The organism is Proteobacteria bacterium CG1_02_64_396, from assembly GCA_001872725.1.
GTDB lineage: Bacteria > Pseudomonadota > MNWR01 > CG1-02-64-396 > CG1-02-64-396 > CG1-02-64-396.
Genome location: MNWR01000029.1, coordinates 1 through 15,641, shown reverse-complemented (window position 1 = coordinate 15,641; position 15,641 = coordinate 1). Strand labels below are relative to the sequence as shown.

Genomic DNA, 15,641 nt, shown 5'->3' with positions numbered 1-15,641 from the left:
TCAGCCCCGTCCACGAGCGCCTGCTGGTGGATGCGCTGTGCTTATCCACCCTACACAACACCGCCGCCCCACAAGCAACCCCCTTCGCCTGCCCCCCTTCCCAAAGGGGGGTCGGGGGGGATTTACCGGCGGGGGCACAAAGCCACCCCCTCTGCCAAGGGTTGATGGGTGCGCCGGGGCCGTCCGCGCCGAAGTGGGGTGTTGGGGGCCGCGTGGGGCGCCTGCTGGTGGATGCGCTGCGCTTATCCACCCTACTCCTGCTTGTTCTGGCGGGGTGTTCTCCCCCCCCGACCGCCCTGATGGGGCTGCGGGTGGTGGCGGCCCCCGATGCCAACGAACGCATGGCCACCTGGGTCGACATCGTCTTCGTCTTCGACGACGCCGCCATCACCGCGATGCCCGACAACGCCGGGGACTGGTTCGCCAACAAACCAACCCTGATGGGACGCCATCCCGGCGCCCTCAAGGTGGTTTCGTTGCAAGTCCCCCCCGGCGACTGGATCAACCCGGTGCCGCTGCCCGAGGGGTCGCAGTGCGCCTACAAGGTGATCGCCTACCCCAACCTGCGCGATCCCCAAGGTCGGGCTGCCCTCGACCTGACCCCGCTGCTGCACGCCCAGATCAACCTAAGCCGCGTCAGCGCCCAAGCTTTTGAAATTCCGCCTCCCCCGAAGGAGAGCCCACCATGACGACCCCCTGGGACATCGCCCCATCCGATGCGGTGCAGTGGAGTGAGGGGATGCTGCTCGGCCCCCAGCACCTGCAACAGAGCGACCTGTACTGGCAGCGGCAGCAGCTCCACCTGAGCGCCCGCAACCACCCCTATTTCTGGGGGGTGCTGCGTCTGGGCATCGACACCGGAGTGCTCGACAAGGGGCAGGTGCGCGTCGATCTGCTGCACGCCGTCATGCCCGACGGGCTGGCTGTCCGCTTCCCCGCCGCCGACGAACGACAAACCCTGGTCTGCGACCTGAAGGATCACCCCTGGGATGAACAGCCCACCGCCCGCATCTACCTGGCGGTCCCTCAACCCGGCGAGGGGCGGGAGGCGGGGCGGTATATCCCGGTCGGCACCCAGGCGCGGGATGAAAACACCGGCCAGTCGACCATCGCCCTGAGCCGCCTGCGCCCGGTGCTGGCGCTGTTCGACGGCAAACCCTCGGCCAAATATGTCTCGATTCCCCTGGTCGAGGTGCGCCGCAACGAGAAAAAACAGCTGGAGCTCACCCCCTTTCATCCCCCCATGTTGCGGGCCGACGCCTGCCCCTTTTTGGGGGAGGAGGGGCTGCCGAGCCGGTTGCAGACCATGACGGTGGCGCTGCGCGACAAACTCAAGGAGCTGGCCGGAGGCGACGGCGGCGGCGCCCAAGGGGGGCGCACCCTGCTTACCCCCCTGGCCGCAGCCCTTCCCCCCCTTGAGGTCTGGGTCGAGACCCCGGCCGCCCACCCTTTCGACCTGTATCTGGCGCTGGCTCAGGCGGCGGGGCATCTGGCCGCCCTCGACACCCGACCCATCCCCCCCAAGCCGCTGCCCTACGACCACAACCACTGCATCCCCGGCTTCAGCGCCTTGATCGCCCACGTCGGGTCGATCCTGGAGCGGCAGAAAACCACCTTCGAGATCTTCCCCTTCGAGCGGATCGAGGGGGGGACCTTTCAGCGCAAGCTCCCCGAGGGGATGGGGGGCGACCTGGTCATCGAGCTGCGCCCGCAAAAGGGGCAAAGCCAGGAGGAGATCGCCCGCTGGGCCAGCCAAACTCGCATCGGCGACAAGATCCTGCTGCCCGAGCTGCGCCGCCGCCGTCTGCGCGGCGCCCTGCTCGACAAACCCGATCCCGCCAAGGTGGGGGAGATCGCCCTACAGGCCAGCGGTCTGCTGCTGGCGATCACCGACCGCACCGTCACCCTGGAGGAGGGGGGCAAAGAAAAACTGGTGCGGATGTTCACCGACGGCTCGACCTTGACCATAGAGGGACCGGGGGTCGGCAGCCCTGCCGCGATCCTGCTCTACCGCACCCAGAACGAGGCGCCCCGTGGCTGATCCCTTCACCGGCGACCGCCCCTTGCTGGCCTGGTACGGCGACCTCTACGCAGAGGTCGCCCGGATCAAACAGGCCCAGGCGGCGGGACAACTCCCCCTTTTCCTGAGTCGGGAGACGGGTGGGAGGGGTGCGCCCGATGGGCAGGCGCAGACGCCGCAAGAGGGGCAAGAGGGGGAGCAACCGTTGACCCTGGTGCAGAACGGCAACGACCTGGCGGCGATGGTCAGCGACCGGCTGATCCGACTGCTGCGCCGCCAGCAACAACAGGTCGAGGCGCAGTCGAGCGCCGAGCGGATCGCCGCCTATCGCGGCGCCGTCTACGTCATGGCGGCCCAGGTCGACGAGCTGTTCATCCTCGATTTGGAATGGAAAGGGGCGCTGCACTGGCCCCACTACCTGATCGAGAGGGCCATGTTCAACAGCGACGAGTCGGGGGAAAACCTCTTTGCCCGGCTCGACACCCTGCTGGCCGACCGCTCCCACAACCCCCTGAACGAGGAGCTGGCCGCCGTCTTCCTGATGGCGCTGCACCTCGGTTTTCAAGGCAAATACCGGGGCAGCCGAGGCAAAACCGGGCTGGCCGACTACCGGCGCCGCCTGCTGCGTTTCATCGGCGCCGATGCCACCGCCCGAGGCAGCCTGCCCCCCTTTGAACAGGCCTACCGTTACACCTTGAGCGAATCGACCGGGCAGCGTCTGGCCCCGCTGCGCCCCTGGCTGTTCGGGGCCGTGGTCGCTGCCAGCCTCTACGTCGCCATCTCGACGGCGGTCTGGTTCGTCGCCATCAACCCCTTCAATACCCTGGGGCAGGTCTCCGCTCCGACCACCACGGGGAGGGCGGGATGAACTTCGCGTCCATCTCGCTTTTTGGGGTCGCCAGCCTCACGGCGGGGGTGCTGCTGATCGCCTTGGCGATTGGCTGGCTGCTCAAACCCAAGGCGCCCAAGCGGGCAGCGGGGGGGGCGACCGCCCAGCCCCCCTTGCTGTTGCGGTGGTTGCAGGGGCTGGCCCGCCAACTCGCCCGCCTGATGGCGGGGGTGCGCACCCTGGCCCAACGTCGGGAATGGCGCTACCGCGCCCCCTGGATCGTGCTGCTCGGGCCGACCGGCTCGGGCCGCAGCTCCCTGGCCGCCTCGGGGGGGGCCAGCCGCCGGGAAACCCTCTCGCCCCAGGAAGCGGCCCTGGCCCTGCCGGGGACTCAATTCGTCTATTACGAGCAGGGGCTGCTGATCGACCTGGAGCTGGAGGTCGCCCCCGACAGCCAGGATCCCGAAACCCGCCTGGCCTGGAACCGGGTGGTGGCGGGGCTGTTCGACCGCCGCCCCGAGCGGCCCCTGGACGGGGTGATCCTGGCCCTGCCGGCCCCCCTGCTGCTGGGGGGCAGCCCCGCCGAGCTGCGCCGCTGGGCCGAACGGCAATACGGTCAATTGCTGGAGTTGCAACGCCGCTTCGAATTCACCTTTCCGGTTTATGTGGTGGTCACCCAGTGCGACGCCGTCGAGGGGTTTGGTCCCTTCTGGTCGCGGATGGATCCGGCCCACCTCAAGCAGATGTTTGGCTGGTCCAACCCCTATTCCCTCGACGCCACCTTCCTGCCCGATTGGGTCGACGAGGCCTGCGTCCAGGTCGGACAGGGGCTGAAACGGTTGCAGTTGCAGGCGGCGGGCCGGGAGGGGGGCGACCCGGTCGAGGTCGACCGCTTCTTCCTCTTTCCGTCGCGGATGGCCGCACTGCGGGCGCCGCTGCGTCAGGTGCTCGAAGGGCTCTTCCGGGGCAGCGCCTTCCACAGCAACTTCTTCATGCGCGGCCTGTATTTCACCGGCGCCGTGGCTGGCTCGGGGGTGCTGGAGGGTGATCCCCGCAGCGACGTCGCTTTCGTCCCCGAGCTGCTCGAAAACAAGGTTTTTGCCGAAACCAACCTGGCCCGAGCCACCCGGCAGGGGATCCTGTCGCGCCACACCGCGATCCGGCGTATTCAGTTGGGAACGGTCGCCCTGTTCGCCCTGCTTTGCACCTGGCTGGCCTTCGACGCCAACCGCCTGGTCGGTCAGGTCGACCGGACCCTGGGGGCGCTCGACATGGTCAAGGACCACAAAATCGGCGCCCCGCACAGCCACGGCGCCTGTGTCGGACGCGAGACGAGCTACGCCTTGCAGGATCGGATCGCCCAGATCGATGCCCACATGAGCTACCCGACGATCCCGGTCTCCTGGTTCGACCGCCGCCACGAGGACACCGTCTCTAGCCGTCTGTCCTACGAGGCGCTGCGGCAGGTGATCTTCCCCGAGCTGCGCTGCCAGCTCGAAGCACGCGCCCGCAACCTACTGCTCGATGCCACCCCCCCCGATCCGAAGCTTTCCGCCCCCGTGGTGGCGCAGGGGTGGCAGCAACTGATCCTGAACCGGGCCACCGCCCTGACCGAGTTCGAACGGTTCAACAAGCTCTACTGGACCGTCGCCTACGACTACAGCGCCAGCGACCCCGCCCCGCTGCTGGAGATGTACAAAGCGCTGTCCCTCTACCTCTACGACGAGCCGCTGCCTAGCTCGGTGAACAACCCGGACGGGCTGTTCCGCAAGGCGCTGATGGAAGTCGAGGACAAAACCCCGGTTCAGACCCCCCAGGGGATGCACGACACGGCGAGCCAATCTCTTTTGACATGGGGGGTACAAAGCCAGCAGGGGCTCTTTGCTCAGCTCGACCGGGGGGCTGAAGACCTCACGCAGATGAGGCACGCCAAGGGGGACAATCCGGCCACCCTCGCCGATTTTTCGGCCTGGATGGGGTGGATCGAGTCGAGCTGGCTGGGATCCGACGCCCAACACAACCCCTGTCTCGACATCGCCCAGGGGATGGCACCGGCGCTCAAGAGCCTCAAGGGGTTCGATTACCCCGCCGCCACCCTCGACGACGTGGCCGCCCTGTTCGGCAACGACCGTTGTTTTCAACCGGCCATGACCCGGCTGGCCGCCATCCCCGGCCCCGCCAACGCCCCCCTGTTCTCCCTGCGCGACGGGCAATGGCGACTGGCCGAGGGGGCGGCGCGGGAGCGCGATCAACTGGTGGCGGCAAGTGGGCTGAACTTCATGCAGCGCAACACCGCCGACCAGATGGTCTGCCGCGTCCCCCTGCAAGGGTGGGACGAGGGCAAGCTGCGGGCGGCGATGGCGGCGCTGCGGGAATACGACGCCTTCGCCGTCGCCGCTGCCGATCCCGACGCCCCCCCGACCCTGGGGGAGCGTCTGGCCAAACGCAGGCTGGCCGGGGTGACCAACGAACTGCTCACCCAGGCGCAAATCGGGGCCGACCTGGCCTGGCAAACCGAGGTGGCGGTCTCCCCCCTGGCGGCGCTGGAGGGGGCGGTGCGCCAGCAGGGGGGCGATTTCGGTCGGATCAAGGGGGATCTGGTCATGTTGATCGCCATGCTGGGTCAACACGGCCTCGAAACCCAGGCGGCGCAACTGACCCAATGTGCACGCGACTTTGCCGGGGACACCCTGGCCAACATCGAAGCATTGGCCCGCGCCAGCCACCTCTACCGGGTGCCATTTCATCCGGTCGGGACCGCCGATCCCCCCGAGACCCTGCTGGCCAACCTGGGCAGCCCCCCCCAAGTCCAGGAGCTGCTCGACCGGCAGTTGCAGCGGGCCCAGGTGCTGGGGGGGTACGCCGCCCCCTTCGTCAACTTTTTGCTCAACAGCCAGCAGATCGACGACACCCACCTCGGCAACCGGGAGACCGCCGCCTACTGGGGCAACACCATCACCGAGCTCAACCGTTTCGTGCAATTCAAAGAGCCCAGCGGCCAGGTCGCCCACCTCGACGATTGGATCGCCAAACAACTGCAACCGATGACCCTGGGGGGATGCGCCGCCGACCTGAAGAACCATACCTCCCCCCCCTTCGGCAACGACCTGTTCTCGCTGCACCGCGCCACCCTGGAGCGGCAGACGGCCAGCCTGTGCAAGGCGCGCAAAGAGGCGGTGCTCGACGCCGGCTATCAGGCGCTGGCCCACGCCTTCAACCAAAGCCTGGCGGGCCGCTTCCCCTTCGGCGACGACCCGAGCCGCCCCGCCCCCCTCCTTGCGACCCGGCAGTTCTTCCTCGACTACGCCCAGCAACGCCAGGGGCTGCTCGACGAGGTTAAGACGACGCAGGGCGAGCGCTGGCGGCAGGCCGAACGCTTCTTGCATCGACTCGACAAGGCAGCCGCCTTTTTCGCCGCCAACCTGGCCGCAACCCCCGGCAGTCAAAGCGTCGGTCTGCATCCGACCTTCCGGGCCTTTGAGGACGGCACCCCCGCCTGGCACGTCAGCGACCAGCTGCTCGATTGGCGCCTGCACAGCGGCCAAGAGAGCGCCACCTTCCCGAACGACGTCCGGAATCTGAACTGGGGATTCGGCCAGCCGGTTTCCCTCGATTTTAATTGGGCCGACCGCTCCTCGATCCTGCCCAAAAAGGACCCGGCGCAACCGAGCCTGAGCGTCGACGGCCCCCATGCCACCTTCTTCGTCGACGGTCCCTGGGCGTTGTTGCGGCTGATCGCCGAGCACCGCCCAACCAGCCGTCCCCCGGTGGATCCGCTCGATCCGACCACCCTGGCGTTGGTCTTTGAGGTGCCGGTCGAGCTTCCCGAGGGGGACAACGGGGCCAAGGTGGGACGGATGTTCCTGGCCTTGCAACTGCTGGGGACCGATCCAACCAGCGGCCAACCTGCCCCCCTGACCCTGCCCGATTTTCCCATCCGCGCCCCGCTCGCCTGGTGACCGCCATGAATACCGATCTTCTGCAATCACCCCCCTACCTGGCCAAGATCCTCGGGCTGTCGCTCGACGACCTGCTGCGTCCGGTCGAGGAGGAGCGCCCCTCCGGCGAGGATCTGCGCGGCTCCCCCCTCTTCCGCGAGATCCAAGAGGCACGCCGCGCCGACGACCCCACCCTGCCCCAGGGGCCGTGGGAGCGGGATCTGAAAAAGGCCGACTGGGAGAAGGTCGCCGTGCTGACCCGGGATGCCATCGCCCGGCGCAGCAAGGATTTGCAACTGGCCGCCTGGATGGCCGAGGCGGGGATCCACCGGGCCGGTTTTTTGGGGTTGGCCGCCGCTTTGACCCTGATGCGGGGACTGTGCCTGCGCTACTGGGAGGCGCTGCACCCCGACGACACCGGCGACCTGGAGCACCGCGTCAACATCTTCCGCTGGCTCAACGACAAACTGCTCCCCCCCCTGCGCTTGGTCCCCCTGACCGACTCGGGGCGGGAGGAGCGGGCGTGGGGGTGGGCCGATTGGGAACAAGCCGGGCGCAACGAGCAAATGCTGTCGGTGCATGGCGCCAAGGTCGAAAAGCAGATCGAGGGGGCGACCACCAAGCAATTCACCACCGCGCTGGGGATCACCCCGATCCCCTTCCATTTGGCGACGTTGCAAGCGGTGCGCGAGGCGCAGACGGCGCTGGGCGACCTCGATGGGTTGCTCGACCGCCTCTGCGGCGATCAGGCCCCGAGCCTGGGGGCGATCGCCACCCTGCTGGCGGGGGTGGACGGCATGATCGGCGCCGAACTCAACCGTCGCGGCGCCTACCCGCAAGAGATCGAGGTCGGTCCCATGGCCGAAAACCCCGACGACGCGGAACCGCTGCACGCGGCGGCCCGTTTCGAGGCGGAGTCCGACCCCCATGAGGGGGTCCATGCCGGGGCCCACCCCCAGGGGGCGCAGCAGGAATACACCCTGCCCAACCGGGAGGAGACCTACGCCCTACTGCGCGACGCCGCCCACCACCTGATGAGCCTGGAACCCCACAGTCCCGCCCCCTACATGGTGCTGCAAGCGGTGGCCTGGGGAGAGATGGATGCGCGGGAGCTGTATGGGGAGCTGTTTGTGAAACGGCAGGGGAAGGTCGATTTGTTTGAGGTGATGGGGGGGAGTGAGACGCGGTAACGGTATTGACAACCGTTGCGTCCAAGACCCGACCCCGGAGTTTCCGTTGAATCAATATCGAGGAGCAGACGAATGGACAGAGACAACTCAGGTAGCTCCGACCACGTTTTTTGGCCGCCGATCAAGGCATCCCAACAACCCGCGTTCACGGTAACCAAGTCGGGCACCCTCCACCTTGGTCCACCGCCAAAAAAGCCGCGAAACCTTCAGGAGCACTACGCCCAGATTCGGGATCATGTGCATCACCTGGGCGACTCTGCGGTGCAGCGCTACGGGCATCAATTGATGAAGGACATCAATGATTTTTACGCTCAGGACAGCCTGTCTAAGGCTCATAAGGAGGGTCGGCTGGTGTACCGGTCCTGGCCACAGGATCCCGGCGCGACCAATAGCCACGATGTCAACAAACAATACACGAGCGGTTTTCAGAGTCTGGCGACCACCCGCGATCCCGTGACCTTCAGGCAAGAAAAGACACGTTTTAAAAACGGACAGAGCCACGACCCCTTGGCCGCAGCTCCGGCTACTTTGCTGAGTACCGATCCGTCGCAACCGGTGCCGCTGTGGTCGGGGAGCGGCCCGGGCATGGTCACCGCACTGCTGCCCGAGGAGTTTTACGTTCGCTTCGAGGCCTTCAACAGCCGCACCAAACAGCGCGACGCCACCCAACCGTTGCGCGAACTGGGTTCGCAGATGCGTGCGCAGGTCACCCGCCCGGTGCTATTCGACAACAGGGACTTGAGCTCCGGCATTATGACCTTGCGCGGCAAGACCAAACGCTACGGCAAGCCCTCGATGGGATCCGGAGATCCCAACATGGACAAAATGTCTCTCGGGCGACAGGCGCAGGAATACCAGAGCTTCATCCAGGGAAATCCCCCCCCTCACGCAGATTTTCACAACGAGATTGCGGTGAAATTCCGCCAAACCGGCCTCTACGCACCGGCGTTGGAGCTCACCCAACAACAGCGCCAGCACACACGTTCGGTTCCCGATTTGACACTCTTCGGTAAAACCATCACCACCAAACAGGTCACCGAGTCTCTCACGGTCATCGCTCCAGAAAACCTGGGGCGCAATACCCATGGACTGGGACAGGTTCTGGGCAACCCGCAGGCGTACCCGGTGCTCAAGAGCAGGTTATGAGTTACGCCGTCTACATGTGCCATTCACGCCGTCTTGGAGGGCAACGATGAGCAGCTTTTTGTCTCCCCTGATGAACTTCGCCAAAAGCCACCCGAAGACCGCCATAACCGGTCTGGCAACCCTCGGCGGCTTGGCGTATTTGGGTTATAGGCAATGGACCAAACCCAAGCCGTCCATTTCTCAGCCGCCTACGCTCAAACCGGTGAGCGGCCATTGGGTCGGCGAGAAGGCCATTGTGCCGACTTCCACAATGAGCCCCTCCGTCAAGAGTTACCTGACCGAGACCCACATGAACCTCCAACATGGAACGCAGGAGACCCTGGTTCGCCGCGCCGACGCCCACGCACGATGGCAGGACACAGAAACCGCCATCCTGCAAAACACCCGGAAAAAGCTGGGGCGAGTGGACAGCGACGTGTTCCAAATGAGCAGCCACATGGTGCATGGAGAACGCCGCGTTATGGCCGACTACGCTCAGACACTGCGTCAGGAGCATGCGCAAACCGCACAGACGACGCTTGAGGAGCAGGTCACAAAGTTGACCACAACCCGCGCCCAGGGCACCGGAAGTTCCTATGCGTCGTTGGTGGACATGATGGTTCACGGGAAATCGGGACCGATGACCTTGGAACAATCCCGGCTTGGCATCGAAGCCACGATCGTCGGCCACCATGTGCTTGGTAAAACGCCGAAATATGGGCACGACAACCCCCGCATGGAGGCCACTCGACCGATCGATCCCCTCACCGGAAAACCCTCACACGCGACCACCAGTCGCTACGGGATCGACCTCTCCCAAGATCTGGGGACGCAAATGCGCGACGAGGCTGGCCTCCCCATCATGATGGGCACCTCGGGTTCGGCCTCGGATGTGGTGCGCTCCTACCGTTTCACCCAGGCCAAACTTGGCGACGCTCCCAGCATGGATCCGGTCCAACACCATCAAGCGATCAAAGAATTGACCTTCAATTGGATGCGCCTGGGAGCGCCGATGTCCGGGGTTCGCAGCCTGATATCGCAGCATTTCACCCAACAAAACTTCCAAAAAATTTCGTCGCCGCCAGAACCGGCAACCCAGACCCATAGTTTCCCGGAGATTGCCGCCGGCGTGGATCTGACCCTGCATGGCAGCTCCCAGGAACATCTGCACACGAGCACCCAGAAATCTCTTGAGTTCATGACCCACATGCGCAGCACGCTCTAGGAGTCTGTCGGACTTGAGGTTCGGCCCCGGGGTGACCTCCTACGCGCAGTGGCTCCTGCGTTGGTCCAGGCCTGACCTGAAGCCCCCCCGAAGCGTTATCCCCGCGCAGGCGGGGATCCAGTGGTCGCGGGGGGGATGGGGACGCTGCGGGGGGGGCGGGACGTAATCGCGCCGAGGGCGGCGCTCCTACCACGTCGCCTGCGCGGGGATAACGCTTCGGGGAGGGCGGGGTGGTGGACCGATAGTCCAACAGGCTTCTAGGAGTCTGTCGGGCTTGAGCGTCCGTAGCGAGCCGAGTGGGGAATCGAGGTCAAATTTTCACGGTTTTGAGGATCATAGTGGTCGCTATGTGACGAAAAACCGGGGAAATTTGGACCGATTACCCGCCGGCGCAGTAGGACGATCTCAAGTCCGACAGACTCCTAGAGCTTCCCAGCAATTTCCGCGAGCAGCGATGAAGCATTGAGCCTCTCCAAGCTGTCGAACGGTGAAATCGATGAAGGATCTGACCACCATGCATGCCAAACAAACCGGATCGTCCAGCCCCCTTCCCCTTGCGTCCCCGCCCTCGAACCTGGAGGGGTTGGCAGCAGCGTTGGCGGAGCAGCAATGGTCGGGGGCTGCCATCAAACACCATCTGCCCGAAATCCTGGCCCGCGCCGACGAGTTGGCCGGAGGCGACCGCATCGACTGGTTGCTCGGTCTGCGCGAGGGGTGGCAGCGGTACGGCTGGGCCATGAACGGGCGGGAGCGGGAGCAACTGTTCGATCTGGCCCAGTGCTGGAGCGACTGGCCGCTGCTGCTGGCGGCGGCCGAGGGGCTCGAAGCGCTGCGCCCCCTGCATCCCGCCGAACGGTTGGGGTGTTGCGGGGCGTTGTGGCATTTGGGGCAAACCGAAGAGGCATCAATCCTCTGCCGCCGTCTCGATTGGAACGAGCCGGGGTTCGCTCCGGCTGGGGCACTGCGTGAAGCCCTGGCCGCTTGGCAAGAGCGCCTTCTCGATCACCCCTTCGCCCCGGTGCTGGAGCAAACCTCGGGGCCGCTGCGGTTGGAGCCGCTGGGCCACCACCATCTGCCCGATTTTGCCTGGCAGTACTTCGATCCCGACATCGCCGAGCTGTGCTGCCTGCCGACCTTCGAGGGCGACGACCACTGGCACCGTTGGATCGCCGAAAACGAGGCGCTGGGCGACCAGCTTGCGTTTGCGGTGCTGCACGAAGACTGGGGTTTTATCGGCTCGGTCAACCTGATTCAGCACGGGGGGGTGGGGTTTGTTTTCTACTGGCTCGGCGCCGACTTCCGAGGTTATGGCCTGGCCACCCAAGCGACGGAGCTGTTGCTCGACATGGCGAGGCAAACCACCGGGCTGCACGCCTGCTACGCCAAGGTCTTCGAGCACAACCACGCTTCACAACGAATGCTGGAAAAACCGGGATTCGAACGGTTAGAGGTGCGGGCGCAGGCGCCGCATGACAACGAGGTATTTTACGGTTCGGCACGGAACCTGGAGGGACAACCAACCGCAAATGAATTAAACAATTTTTTAACGGTTATGGGTTCAAAAGTTGTACTTCAGTTGCCGGTTGTTTTTATCGACCGGTATAACCATGAATCAAGGATCGTGTCATGAGTTTCCTACCCCAGATTTTAAAACCTACGGCCGCGGCAAAACATCTTGTGGCCAAATCCATGGATTATGCCGCCATGTTTGGTGCCGCCTTGAACAGGAAGAAGCATGTTCCGATCAATACCGTCCAACACCCCACCCGAACATGGGAGGATCAGACGCATACGTATGTGGGCGGACCTACGCACGACGTCCATTTTGGACACGAAAAACAATTTGTTGTCGCCCTGGATCGCGGTCATCAGATCAAAAAATACAACAAGCAAAAAAACCATCATTACGAGGGTGATCTCAACACGCTTGTCCCCTATAAAAAGAGGGAAACGTCTCTTTCAACAATCCTAAAAAAACTTTGGTGACGTGGTGTGAAAACATACCGAGGCGCTCCTGCCGCTGATAAGTTGACGACAAGGAAATAATCTGATGGACATCGAAGCCATTTCATCGCGGACCCGCAGTCAAAAGACGATCTCTACAACCGAAGCCCAAGCCTCATTCGATCTCGGCAACAAACAGCCCTACCTCAATATGAAGGGTGGAGTGGGCATTCCCGGGAGTCGTACCTTGGAGGGGGTTTCCAAGTTCAAGTCTCTCGACTTTGGCAACATGAATGCCGAACTGACCGGCATCGTTTCGGGATCGCAACAGGCACGATCGATGCCCTCTCTGAAGGAAAAAAGAAAACTGGCACAGACGCTTAATCGGCAGGTGATCTACGAGCCCAATCAAACGGGGGTCCATTCGTTGCACATCGGCAACGACATCGCTGCTGTTTACAACAGTCGGAAGAAGAAAAAATCGGCGGTATACGATTATGCCGCTCTTGCACGGGGTCTGGATCGACGCATTGGAGACGGCCTGGATCCCAAGGATCAACAGAGGCTCGCCCAGCGCCGTCGCATGGTGGCCACGGGGATGCAGGAAATCGTCAGGGGCGACCTCAAGTCGGGACTCGGCTTTTTCAAAGCATCCGGGGTGGGGCAGGCGGGCCGGAATTGGGCGTACAAAATGACAACCGTGATGCTGTCCGAACATGCACGCGGATTGTTCGCTTCACAGGGAAAAAGTCCCAAACGTCGCGCTTACGTCCACCAATCGCTCGAACACATTGGGAATCACTCGTTCCGGGAGGTATTTGCCTCACCGCTGACCAAAAGATTGGCCCCCTTCGCCCTGAGTGGCGGAGCCAAAACGTTCCGCAAATGATGCGCATCGGCCAACACGCTCCTTGGAAGGGAGTCCATGCACCTGCTAGGAGTCTGTCGGGCTTGAGCGTCCGTAGCGAGCCGAGTGGGGAATCGAGGTCAAATTTTCACGGTTTTAAGGATCATAGTGGTGGCTATGTGACGAAAAACCGGGGAAATCTGGACCGATTACCCGCCGGCGCAGTAGGACGATCTCAAGTCCGACAGACTCCTAGCGGCCATCCAACCTTTGCGTCTCCGTGCCTCTTCGACCGGGAGACTGCACTCATAATCCAGCGGCGATTGCCGTAGGGTCCATGCCGTGCTCTCCCCGCCATGAACGACGAATCCCGCCGCCAACACCAACCCGACCCCGACTCCTTCGGCGCCCCCCGGCTGTCGCACAGCCGCCGCTCGGGCAACGACAGCCGGGCGCTGGTGCCGCTGGGTAAATCGGGCGATCTGGCACGGCTGGATGCCTTCGGGGGCACCGAGGGCAACCGGGGCGGCATACCCAAGGGCAAGGGCCCCCAGTTTTCGCAGTGGGCGAAGATCGACCACACGAGCACCCCCGACGGGGGGGTTCAGGTCAAGGGGGAGCGGTTTCGGGGCTTTCAAGACCACGCCAGCGGGACGAGAGGCTTCAGTCACGAGACCGGCGATCTGCACAGCGGCCCGGATGGTTTTTCCAAACAGGTCGATCGCTCTCAGGGCTTTCAAGACCACGCCAGCGGGACGAGCCGCTTCAGCCACGAGTCCAGCAAGCTGCACAGCGGCCCGGATGGTTTTTCTAAACGGGTCGAACGCTTTCAGGCCTTCCAAGACACGTTCGGCAACTCCAGCTCCAGCTCCGAACTGAGCGAAATGCACCACGGCCCAGGAGGCAGCAGCGGTTTCCGTCTGACGACGACACAAAGCACTCAGGGGGACCGCAAACTCAGCGCCATGCACTTTTCGACCGAGGGCATGGGCCGGAGCAACCTCAAGTTCTCTGTCTTTCAGCAGTCGCATGGCGACAGAGCGCACAGCGGCGGCCAAGGGCAGGGGCGTGGCAAAAACGGCCTGGGCTTCCAGCTCGATCTCGGAGGCGGTCGGGGGGTGAAGCTGTCATTGGGGGTGGGCGGTGACCAGGGAGGCGGCAGGTCAGGATCGAGCCTCTCCATGCATCAAGGGGGGAAGGGGGGCTCCAAGCTGGGGCTGGCCATGGGGCTGGCCAAATTCGGTGTGTCGCTGGCGCAGCACGGTTCGGGGGGCCAATCGCAAGGGGGCGGCGGGACGAACATGTCGCTCTCGCTCGGACACGGCGGGCTCAATCTCAGTCTTTCCAAGGGGGGGAGCGGCGGCATGAAGATGTCGATGTCGCTGGGGGGTGGGGGCGGCGGTAAGAAATAGGGGGTGTGGTTTTTTTAGGGAAACGCCGATTAAAGGCATCCTGCCTTTTTCAGCGACGCTTCGCAAAAACCAAAAGTAGGCGCCCTGAGGCGACGTGGTTTTTGCTTGGCTTGCAACGTCGGAAGAGCTTCGGCGACGGGGTCGCCTCCTACTTACGTTCCCGATTTTGGCGATCCGGCCCTGGGTCGCTCGAAAGCGCTATTCAATCAGCGCTTCCTTAGGTGCTCGTCGGCAGGTGGATTCCGGGTTCGCCGTGGCGCCTTGAATGAGGCCGCTTATGGGGGAGCAGAAAGCCGGGAAGGGGGGTGACGAGGCTCCCCCTATTTGCGTCCCTTGTTTTGAGAAGGGGTAACGCCGCCATTCAGGGTCGCTTGTTCCTCGGCGGAGAGCTCGTAATAGAGGATGGTCCGGGTTCGGGTCTCCAAAGGGGTGTTGATGGTGGCCAGGGGCTGTGCGCGGGGCGAAGGTGTCACCCCCTGAGCGCTAGTCGCCTTGAGACGACGCGCTTCGGCACAGGACTCGGGGGGGGTGGCCTCGGTCAGGATCGGCGGTTGCCCCTCTTGGGTTTGCACGATTTTCAGCGTTTTGCCGTCCCGGGTCGGGAGGCCGAGCCGCTTGACGGGGGGCCGGTCGGACATAGGGGCTCCTGGAAGATCGACGACACACATCATCGCGCCGGGGCGGCGCTCCTACAAAACCGAAGGCATCCCTACCTACGAATCGAGCATCATGGCCCGTGTCTACCAAACCTACCTTCAGGGCGAAGCCCATATATGCATCGCCTTGGTCAACCAGCCTGGCCAGGCCGACCTGTGCGTACGTCGGGTCGGTAGTTGGGGGCTCGCCTCGGGCGACACCCTATGGTTCATCACCCCCGACAAACAACAGGCCAACGTCTGGCTCTACTTCGGCTCCATCGGGCAGGCTCAGGTCAAGGTCTGCTTCGTCGACAACTACGGCGCGGTGGGGTGGAACCAAAAAAACCGGTTCAAGGGGCGGTTCGGATAGGGCGCCCTAGGAGTCTGTCGGACTTGAGATCGTCCTACTCGGCAATTGCTCCTGCATTGCTCTACCTCCTGCATCCATGCAGTCGTGCGCCGGCGGGTAATCG

The 15,641-nt window shown here is 64.0% G+C and carries 13 protein-coding genes; 11 read left to right on the top strand and 2 right to left on the bottom strand.

Annotation, left to right across the window (positions count from 1 at the left end; all coding sequences use genetic code 11):
* The first annotated feature begins 212 nt into the window (after positions 1 to 212).
* The 8 genes from AUJ55_03315 to AUJ55_03280 all read left to right on the top strand — a co-directional run bounded on the left by AUJ55_03315 (position 213) and on the right by AUJ55_03280 (position 11,957).
* Complete coding sequence (locus AUJ55_03315) at positions 213 to 689, top strand: hypothetical protein (GenBank protein ID OIO59458.1); 477 nt, start codon at positions 213 to 215, stop codon at positions 687 to 689.
* Positions 686 to 2,041, top strand: coding sequence for a hypothetical protein (locus AUJ55_03310; protein OIO59457.1), 1,356 nt, complete (start codon positions 686 to 688; stop codon positions 2,039 to 2,041). Before AUJ55_03315 ends, AUJ55_03310 begins: the two co-directional genes overlap by 4 nt.
* Complete coding sequence (locus tag AUJ55_03305; GenBank protein OIO59456.1) at positions 2,034 to 2,888, top strand: hypothetical protein; 855 nt, start codon at positions 2,034 to 2,036, stop codon at positions 2,886 to 2,888. Before AUJ55_03310 ends, AUJ55_03305 begins: the two co-directional genes overlap by 8 nt.
* Positions 2,885 to 6,808 (top strand): hypothetical protein, encoded by a 3,924-nt coding sequence (locus AUJ55_03300; protein ID OIO59455.1) that lies wholly within the window; start codon positions 2,885 to 2,887, stop codon positions 6,806 to 6,808. The genes AUJ55_03305 and AUJ55_03300 overlap by 4 nt, the downstream gene beginning before the upstream one ends.
* A 5-nt stretch (positions 6,809 to 6,813) precedes the next feature.
* Entirely contained in the window at positions 6,814 to 7,977 is a 1,164-nt protein-coding gene (locus AUJ55_03295) for a hypothetical protein (GenBank protein OIO59454.1), read from the top strand.
* Positions 7,978 to 8,049: 72 nt separating this feature from the next.
* Positions 8,050 to 9,123 (top strand): hypothetical protein, encoded by a 1,074-nt coding sequence (locus AUJ55_03290; protein ID OIO59453.1) that lies wholly within the window; start codon positions 8,050 to 8,052, stop codon positions 9,121 to 9,123.
* A gap of 46 nt (positions 9,124 to 9,169) precedes the next feature.
* Positions 9,170 to 10,327 (top strand): hypothetical protein, encoded by a 1,158-nt coding sequence (locus AUJ55_03285; GenBank protein ID OIO59452.1) that lies wholly within the window; start codon positions 9,170 to 9,172, stop codon positions 10,325 to 10,327.
* Positions 10,328 to 10,823: 496 nt separating this feature from the next.
* The gene (locus AUJ55_03280; GenBank protein OIO59451.1) at positions 10,824 to 11,957 is read left to right on the top strand and encodes a hypothetical protein; all 1,134 of its coding nucleotides are present in this window, start codon (positions 10,824 to 10,826) and stop codon (positions 11,955 to 11,957) included.
* Positions 11,958 to 11,974: 17 nt separating this feature from the next.
* Here AUJ55_03280 and AUJ55_03275 read toward each other — a convergent pair whose 3' ends face one another.
* Positions 11,975 to 12,232, bottom strand: coding sequence for a hypothetical protein (locus tag AUJ55_03275; protein OIO59450.1), 258 nt, complete (start codon positions 12,230 to 12,232; stop codon positions 11,975 to 11,977).
* Positions 12,233 to 12,377: 145 nt separating this feature from the next.
* On the opposite strand from AUJ55_03275, the gene AUJ55_03270 reads away from it, so the two are divergent.
* Complete coding sequence (locus AUJ55_03270; protein ID OIO59449.1) at positions 12,378 to 13,160, top strand: hypothetical protein; 783 nt, start codon at positions 12,378 to 12,380, stop codon at positions 13,158 to 13,160.
* A gap of 314 nt (positions 13,161 to 13,474) precedes the next feature.
* Positions 13,475 to 14,530: a hypothetical protein gene (locus tag AUJ55_03265; GenBank protein OIO59448.1), complete on the top strand. Its 1,056-nt coding sequence runs from the start codon at positions 13,475 to 13,477 to the stop codon at positions 14,528 to 14,530.
* A 320-nt stretch (positions 14,531 to 14,850) separates the two neighbouring features.
* Here AUJ55_03265 and AUJ55_03260 read toward each other — a convergent pair whose 3' ends face one another.
* Entirely contained in the window at positions 14,851 to 15,168 is a 318-nt protein-coding gene (locus AUJ55_03260; GenBank protein ID OIO59447.1) for a hypothetical protein, read from the bottom strand.
* Between the two features lie 91 nt (positions 15,169 to 15,259).
* Between AUJ55_03260 and AUJ55_03255 the strand changes: the two genes are divergently transcribed.
* Positions 15,260 to 15,538, top strand: a complete 279-nt coding sequence (locus AUJ55_03255; protein OIO59446.1) for a hypothetical protein — start codon at positions 15,260 to 15,262, stop codon at positions 15,536 to 15,538.
* Positions 15,539 to 15,641: the final 103 nt, after the last annotated feature.

Coding starts and splice junctions, on each gene's coding strand:
- AUJ55_03265 (OIO59448.1), top strand. CDS start 13,475: ATGAACGACGAATCCCGCCGCCAACACCAACCCGACCCCGACTCCTTC.
- AUJ55_03255 (OIO59446.1), top strand. CDS start 15,260: ATGGCCCGTGTCTACCAAACCTACCTTCAGGGCGAAGCCCATATATGC.
- AUJ55_03280 (OIO59451.1), top strand. CDS start 10,824: ATGAAGGATCTGACCACCATGCATGCCAAACAAACCGGATCGTCCAGC.
- AUJ55_03270 (OIO59449.1), top strand. CDS start 12,378: ATGGACATCGAAGCCATTTCATCGCGGACCCGCAGTCAAAAGACGATC.
- AUJ55_03275 (OIO59450.1), bottom strand. CDS start 12,232: ATGATGGTTTTTTTGCTTGTTGTATTTTTTGATCTGATGACCGCGATC.
- AUJ55_03310 (OIO59457.1), top strand. CDS start 686: ATGACGACCCCCTGGGACATCGCCCCATCCGATGCGGTGCAGTGGAGT.
- AUJ55_03295 (OIO59454.1), top strand. CDS start 6,814: ATGAATACCGATCTTCTGCAATCACCCCCCTACCTGGCCAAGATCCTC.
- AUJ55_03290 (OIO59453.1), top strand. CDS start 8,050: ATGGACAGAGACAACTCAGGTAGCTCCGACCACGTTTTTTGGCCGCCG.
- AUJ55_03260 (OIO59447.1), bottom strand. CDS start 15,168: ATGTCCGACCGGCCCCCCGTCAAGCGGCTCGGCCTCCCGACCCGGGAC.
- AUJ55_03300 (OIO59455.1), top strand. CDS start 2,885: ATGAACTTCGCGTCCATCTCGCTTTTTGGGGTCGCCAGCCTCACGGCG.
- AUJ55_03285 (OIO59452.1), top strand. CDS start 9,170: ATGAGCAGCTTTTTGTCTCCCCTGATGAACTTCGCCAAAAGCCACCCG.